Below are 7866 nucleotides of genomic sequence, written 5' to 3' on the forward strand. Positions count from 1 at the left end.
TAAACAAACTAAAAAATAACGCAAGTAAAACAAATATGAAAAAACAAGCTGTCGCAGCAGGATTTGTTCTCTTATCTTTAATGTTGCCGCTTAGAGTAAGTGCTGCGAGTTTTAACAAATTTTATGTATTTGGCGACAGTCTTTCTGATACTGGCAATGTTTTCACTGCTACTGGTGGTTTAGTGGCTCCAACAACAGCTATTCCCCAATCTCCACCCTACTTTCAAGGGCGTTTTTCCAATGATCAAGTGTGGGTAGACTACCTTGGAGAGCAGCTAGGATTAAAACCCTCTCCATACATTACTTTAAATACTACTATTCCCAACCAAGGTATTAACTTTGCTGTCGGTGGTGCTAGTTCTGGTCAAGGCAATGCTGTTGTTCCTAGTGCACCGTTACCAGGAGTACTGGAGCAAGTCGGCTTGTTGACGCAACCTATCTTACAAGCTAATCAGAAGCTTGATCCAAATGCCATTTATGCTGTATGGGGAGGTGCAAATGATTATGTGTTTGGTCAAGCTAGCAATGCGATTCAAACAGTCCAGAATTTATCAGATGCAGTAGGGTTACTTGCCTCATCTGGCGCAAAAAATATTTTAGTCTTTAACTTGCCTGATTTGGGCAGGATTCCATTTGCGTTTGCGACAGGTCTATCTAGCAACTTGACTAGTTTGACAAATGACCATAACAAGAGATTAGCAGAGGAACTAGGCAAATTTAGCAATAACTCTGATCTGAATCTGATCTCTGTAGATGTATTTTCCCTATTTAATCAAGTACAAGCAAATCCAGGGAAGTTTGGGTTTAAAGATGTGACTAACCCTTGCGTAGTAGGGAATTTCCAGACAATCATCAGTGTATGTTCTCAACCAAACGATTATTTGTTCTTTGACTCTGTGCATCCAACAACAGGCGCTCATAAGTTAGTAGCAGATGCTGCACTGGCGGCGATTGAGGCTAAGTCTGTTCCTGAACCTGCGATCAACTTGGGGATTTTAGCCCTTGGTGCTTTTGGTGCAGTAGGAATGCTGAAGCGTCAACAAAAAAAGTCAGCATTAATGACAGCAGACCGGGTTTTTGATGCACAATTGTCTCATACAACAGTTGAAAACTAAACTAACTGTATTGATGTGGGATTACGATCGCTTATTTGAAATTATTGAAGAATTAATCATGCACCATTCCCCTAGTGGTGCAGAAATCGAGATTAATCAGTTGTTAATGCAACGATTTGCCGCGCTGGGTGTAGAAGTCTGGTGCGATCGCGCCGATAATATTATTGCCAAGATTCCCGGAAAAAATCCTGACCGAGCGATCGCGATCACAGGACATAAAGACGAAATTGGTGCAATTGTCAAGAGTATTGGTGATCAAGGTCGTGTCAAAGTCAGCAAACTTGGCGGTTCTTTTCCGTGGGTTTATGGTGAAGGCGTTGTCGATTTACTGGGAGATAAGGAAACCATTAGCGGTATTCTCAGCTTTGGTTCCCGCCACGTTTCTCACGAATCACCCCAAAAAGTCCAGCAGGAAGATACTACTGTGAAGTGGGAAAATGCCTGGATTGAAACGAAGCTGACATCTGCTCAATTAGAAGCAGCTGGTATTCGGTCTGGAACTAGAGTAGTGATTGGCAAACATCGCAAGCGTCCAATTCGGTTAAAGGATCATATTGCTGGTTACACTTTGGATAACAAAGCTTCTGTGGCGATTTTGCTAGCTTTGGCTGAAAATCTCAAACAGCCAGTAGTCGATGTTTATTTAGTAGCGTCAGCGAAAGAAGAAGTAGGAGCAATTGGGGCGCTATTTTTCACCCAAAATCAGCGTTTGGATGCCTTGATTGCTTTAGAAATTTGTCCATTATCTGAGGAATATCCGATTAAAGATGGCGAAAGTCCTGTACTTTTATCTCAAGATGCTTATGGAATATATGATGAGGGACTAAATGGACAACTGCGCCAATCTGGCAAGCAACTTGATATATCAGTGCAGCTAACGATACTGAGTCAGTTTGGTAGTGATGCTTCGATTGCGATGAAATTTGGTCATGTTGGACGTGCTGCGTGTTTGGCGTTTCCGACACAAAATACCCACGGTTATGAAATTACTCATTTGGGAGCGATCGCTAATTGTATCGATTTGTTAAAAGCTTTCTGTGAAACAGAGTTTGAGGAATAATTTAAGGCTTTCACTCAAAAGAGCGATCGCATATCAATCCAAAATAGCGTGAATTTTTCTGGTTGTCGAAAATGCGCGTAGGCGTAGCCCGTCGTAGACATCGCACAGCAAGATTATTCCTACTATTGATGTGGCGTGAGTCGGATAACTTGCTCTAATGCCTACTTCTGTTTATTTCTCTCTAATTTCGGTTGAGTAACCCACCACGCCACTAGACCAAAGATCACCGTAGCTAAAACACTCCAAAGTAAAGATGACACCAAGGGGTGAACTGGGTACTTGAAATTTATCTGTGGTGCAAAGGGTTTATCTATGTGTCCGGTGACAACACCAGAAACTATTGCACCGCCACCAAAGGCTATACCTAGTACTTGGATGGTGCGTTCTAAAGAGCGATCGCGTTTGGCTTGTTCTAACTCTACTATGCCGCGAATCGTGCCAATCATCTGGTCAAAGAGGTTTTGACCGGGAGTAAGATAAGCTAAGTCTGTGTTAATTTGTTCGACAAAGGTATCTTCAGCTAGTTCTAGGAAGTTGAACAAAAATTCTAAATTATCTGAGTCAATGCCTATTTTATTTAGCTTGTCAAGATATAAACGATAGTTTTTACTATTAGTTTGAATTGTAGTTCTATGCAGTTCTAAATCTCTTAAATAATCAACATAATTAAAAGAACTTTCTGGTATTTCCTGAAGCCATTGATTGAAATTATCAAATTTTGAATCTATAGAGTTGTTTTTTTGCTCTTTAAATTCTTGTTTATACCTTTCCAGCTTATAATAAGCTGATCTAGCTTCTTCATAACACCATATAGCTTTAGAACGAGCATAAATAATTTTACTGCGGCAAAGAAGAAGGTCAATTAAAGGATAATAATATTCTCCCTTGTTTTCTAATTCTGTAGTTAGGGAATGGGTATTTAACCAAATTAGTAAATGACACTGTTCTTCAGGAGAGTCAGCATCATTTTCATATTCAAATATCGGACTACCTAATAATTGCCCTTGATGCTGACGATAAATCTTTAGCTTTCGGACAGTTTTTTCTGATAATAATGCTTTGATACAAGCATCAGCGAATGCTTGTTCATCATCTATTTTTCCTACAGGTTGAGCAAAAAATACTAAGGTTTGTCCTAGAGAAGCTTTGATATTTTTAGAAAGTAAGCAATCGTCTGGATTTAGCCCTCTTAAATCAGCAAGTTTTACTTCTGGATAAGGATAACGTAAAGTTAAATCAAGGGCGTAGGTATTGTGAATTTCTAGGGGATTAGCTTCACCGCTTAAGTGTAGATTTTGTTGATGTTGGATAGCGGTAAATTTTAATAAACGTTCGGGAAGTATTTCTCCAGTGATACTAGTTTTTTTATTATTTGCTTTTTCAATCAGTTCAGGTAAAGTTTCTAGTTTAGGAATACCAAGTTGTTTACCAAGCTGCTGGCATTTCAACCATAAATTGTTGGCATTTTTTACAGGAATTTTAGGTTTCTGTGACAGGCTATGCTTCAGATGAAAAGCATAAAGAGTTAGTTTGGGATAAGCTATCTTTCCTGTTGAAAAATAATCCATTTTCAAATAAAGATAAATGTCGCGATGTTTAGATACCCGGCTTCTTTAAGATGATTAACCAGGCTTTATACCCCACCCTAACCCTCCCCTTTATAAGGGGAGGGAACCGGATTTTCTTATTTCCCCCCTTTATAAGGGGGGAATAAGGGGGGTAATAGTTCGATAAAAATTACAATATACCACTTTTCAAATAACCTATTAGCCTAAGTCGGTTTTTTTGTTTCCTTAGCAGATGACGAACTTTGTTGAATCTCATTAAGTATATTCTTTTTATCAAGTTCGTATTTGGGAATATTTGTATTTGCTTGCTTATCGCCTGGCCCTCTTCCTGTTATTTCCTCAAATTTTGCTAAAGCTTTATCTACTTCAGGATGTTCTGACAGCCAATCTGAGATAGCATTAGATAAAGATTTAATATCATCAGGTTGGTTATTAATCAATTTCATTAGTGTAATTCTATCCTCTGCTGAAAATAGAGAAGATTGAGTATTCAGCAAATGGATAAAAATATTAACAGTTGTTTCATAATCGGACATTATTATTCTCCTATTTGCCAACAGCAGTAAATGCAGCCCAATGAAAAGGAGAGTTGAATGGTTGCTCTCCAGTCATATTATTAATTTGACGACGTATCTTTCCTTTATTAGTACTATCTAACGCCAATTTTTTTACCCATTCCTGCAATTCTTCTTTAGTAGCATCCCGCAACCAACGCTGGGCTTGATTCATAGCAAGTGGTATTGACATATCTGTAGCATTTTTTAAAATTTGAATGAATTTAATCATCAAAAAGGATGTTGATAAATCGTTTACCGTCCATAAACTACTTACAACGCTGCTACTACCTGCGTAGAGAAAGCCACTAGGTAAACCGATATATTCATCACTGGTATTATTGAAGTCAGTTAAACCTGTTTCACAAGCAGAGAGAACCACAAGACGAGTTTGACTAAAGTCAAAGGTTCGTTCAAATAAATTACCCAATGTCAAACATTTACTTAAATCTACAGCTTCAGTATCGGAAACTTTGAGATATCTTTCTGGGTTAGCATCATCAGGAATAGGGTAAACATAAGCATCTGCTAATAATAAAAAAGAATTTTGGGGATAATTTAAGTTGAAAGAACCGTGACAAGAAAAGTGGAGATAATTTGCTTCTTTTAATTGTGTTGCTGCTTGGGATAAGGCAGCTTTTGTGGCTTGTTTTTTGGATAATACTTGATGGAAGGGAAAGTAAGATAATATGCTTTCTACTTCCAAATTGGTGAAATCAAGGTCTTCTGTAGGATTTTGAATTGCAAATAGAGATTGAAAATCAGGACGTTTGCGCTGTTGTACTTGTTGCAGTAGTTGACAACTGGGTGCATAGCTTACACCACCAGCAAATAAACCCAGAAGACAAGACGAATTTTCCAAATTTGGATTTATTGAAATTGCATGAAGGGGGAATAAATGCAGGAATTGATGGGGAATCAGGATGAGTTTATCGCAGTGCTTTGGTATTTGGGTTAATATTTTATCAATATGCAGAATCGAAGCTAATTCTTTGAGTGCTTTCCCTAAGTTATTCTGCCATTGGTCTTTTTGAGTGTAGTAGTTCTGCAAATATTTATTTACCCAATCAATCAAAGCTTCTCGGTCTTCTGGTTGGGATTGGCAAACAGTTACCTCTCTTTGTTTTGTGACAATAAACGTCAGAATTTTATCGTTGAGAATATACCACTCGATAATGGCTGTATGCTCATCCAAAGAAGCTTGGAATGAGTTGAATTTAAAACCATAACCAATAGGTAAGTATTGGTTTTGCAATTCATTACGCTGGTTTCGCAACTGTTGTAGATATTGTGCAAGGACTTTGGGATTTTCAGCTTTGCCATTTTGGATTTGATATTGTCTTACGGCTATTTCATCCCTATATTTTTCTAATTGAGTGAATACTTCTGGAGGGAAGATGGTTTTAGAGTCACGTTCAATAATTTGTTCAACTAAATTGCGGGTTTTACTGCGTTCAACATATTCAATTGCTTCGGTAATCTTATTTAATTCCCTGCAAACTTCTACCATGCGGCTATAAACTTCGTTAAAGTGTTCCGCCTGTTTACGCTTACTTTCTTCTCCAGATACTATTTCTTCCCGCAAAGATTCTATGGTGACAATGGCAGACTCAAAAGTATTGTATGCTAAGTCAAACTTGTTTGCGTCTTGGTAAGTTATTCCCAGGTTGAATAAAGTCTCTGCCCATTTTTGAGGCAAAGCTTCAGAAGTTCTGACAGTTAAAGCAGCAGTATAAGCAGCGATCGCTTTTTCGATGTTATCTTCCCTGTCTCCTTTAATTCTATCGCTGTAAGCATTTGCGAGATTATTTTGCGTCATTGCCCAATCAATAGGCAAAGCTTCAGAAGTTCTGACAGTTAAAGTAGCAGTATAAGCAGCGATCGCTTTTTCGATGTTATCTGCCCTGTCTCCTTTTATTCTCTCCCTGTAGGCAATTGCAAGATTATTTTGCGTTGCTGCCCAATCAATAGGCAAAGCTTCAGAAGTTCTGACAGTTAAAGCAGCAGTATAAGCAGCGATCGCTTTTTCGATGTTATCTGCCCTGTCTCCTTGAATTCTATCTCTGTAAGCATTTGCGAGATTATTTTGCGTCATTGCCCAATCAATAGGCAAAGCTTCAGAAGTTCTGACAGTTAAAGTAGCAGTATAAGCAGCGATCGCTTTTTCGATGTTATCTGCCCTGTCTCCTTTTATTCTCTCCCTGTAGGCATTTGCAAGATTATTTTGCGTTGCTGCCCAATCAATAGGCAAAGCTTCTCTGGTGTAGACATTTAAAGCAGCAGTATAAGCAGCGATCGCTTTTTCGATGTTATCTGCCTTGTCTCCTTGAATTCTATCGCTATAAGCATTTGCGAGATTATTTTGCGTCATTGCCCAATCAATAGGCAAAGCTTCAGAAGTTCTGACAGTTAAAGCAGCAGTATAAGCAGCGATCGCTATTTCGATGTTATCTGCTCTGTCTCCTTTTATTCTATCCCTGTAGGCATTTGCGAGATTATTTTGCGTTTCTGCCCAATCAATAGGTAAAGCTTCAGAAGTTCTGACAGTTAAAGCAGCATTATAAGCCGCAATCGCCTGCTCGATGTTATCTGCCCTGTCTCCTTTTATTCTATTTTTGTAGGCATTTGCGAGATTATTTTGCGTCATTGCCCAATCAATAGGCAAAGCTTCTTTGGTGTAGACAGTTAAAGCAGCATTATAAGCCGCAATCGCCTGCTCGATGTTATCTGCCCTGTCTCCTTTAATTCTATTTCTGTAGGCAATTGCGAGATTATTTTGCGTTGTTGCCCAAGATTGAGGCAAAGCTTCAGAAGTTCTGACAGTTAAAGCAGCATTATAAGCCGCGATCGCCTGATCGATGTTATCTGCCCTGTCTCCTTTTATTCTCTCGCTGTAGGCAATTGCGAGATTATTTTGCGTTGTTGCCCAAGATTGAGGCAAAGCTTCTCTGGTGTAGACAGTTAAAGCAGTAGTATAAGCAGCGATCGCTTTTTCGATGTTATCTGCCCTGTCTCCTTTTATTCTCTCCCTGTAGGCAAGTCCAAGATTATTTTGCGTCATTGCCCAATCAATAGGCAAAGCTTCAGAAGTTCTGACAGTTAAAGCAGCATTATAAGCCGCGATCGCCTGCTCGATGTTATCTGCCTTATCTCCTCTAATTCTATCACTGTAGGCAAGTCCGAGATTATTTTGCGTTGTTGCCCAAGATTGAGGCAAAGCTTCTCTAGTGTAGACAGTTAAAGCAGCATTATAAGCCGCGATCGCTTTTTCGATGTTATCTGCCCTGTCTCCTTTAATTCTATTTCTGTAGGCAAGTCCGAGATTATTTTGCGTTGTTGCCCAAGATTGAGGCAAAGCTTCTCTGGTGTAGACAGTTAAAGCACCAGTATAAGCAGTGATCGCAATTTCGATGTTATCTGCCCTGTCTCCTTTTATTCTCTCGCTGTAGACATTTGCGAGATTATTTTGCGTCATTGCCCAAGATTGAGGCAAAGCTTCTCTGGTGTAGACAGTTAAAGCACCAGTATAAGCAGTGATCGCAATTTCGATGTTATCTGCCCTGTCTCCT

General features: G+C 39.1%; 5 protein-coding genes. 2 read left to right on the forward strand and 3 right to left on the reverse strand.

The window, feature by feature from the left end; genetic code table 11:
* Positions 1–35 precede the first annotated feature (35 nt).
* Both V7K89_RS11280 and V7K89_RS11285 read left to right on the forward strand, forming a co-directional pair.
* A complete protein-coding gene (locus V7K89_RS11280) occupies positions 36–1115 on the forward strand; it encodes an SGNH/GDSL hydrolase family protein (protein ID WP_335187117.1) in 1080 nt (359 codons plus the stop codon).
* 13 nt (positions 1116–1128) lie between these two features.
* Positions 1129–2175 carry a M42 family metallopeptidase gene (locus tag V7K89_RS11285; RefSeq protein WP_335187125.1) on the forward strand — a complete coding sequence of 349 codons (1047 nt, stop codon included), beginning with the start codon at positions 1129–1131 and terminating at the stop codon, positions 2173–2175.
* A gap of 161 nt (positions 2176–2336) precedes the next feature.
* Here the strand turns inward: V7K89_RS11285 and V7K89_RS11290 are convergent, their stop codons facing one another.
* From V7K89_RS11290 to V7K89_RS11300, 3 genes are all read right to left on the reverse strand, one after another.
* The gene (locus tag V7K89_RS11290; protein ID WP_335187119.1) at positions 2337–3743 is read right to left on the reverse strand and encodes a hypothetical protein; all 1407 of its coding nucleotides are present in this window, start codon (positions 3741–3743) and stop codon (positions 2337–2339) included.
* A gap of 203 nt (positions 3744–3946) precedes the next feature.
* Positions 3947–4279, reverse strand: a complete 333-nt coding sequence (locus tag V7K89_RS11295) for a hypothetical protein (RefSeq protein ID WP_335187121.1) — start codon at positions 4277–4279, stop codon at positions 3947–3949.
* Between the two features lie 10 nt (positions 4280–4289).
* Positions 4290–7866 (reverse strand): CHAT domain-containing protein (locus V7K89_RS11300; RefSeq protein ID WP_335187123.1); only part of this gene is annotated, 3577 nt, incomplete at its 5' end.

The sequence above is a fragment of the Nostoc sp. genome (assembly GCF_036917515.1).
GTDB lineage: Bacteria > Cyanobacteriota > Cyanobacteriia > Cyanobacteriales > Nostocaceae > Nostoc.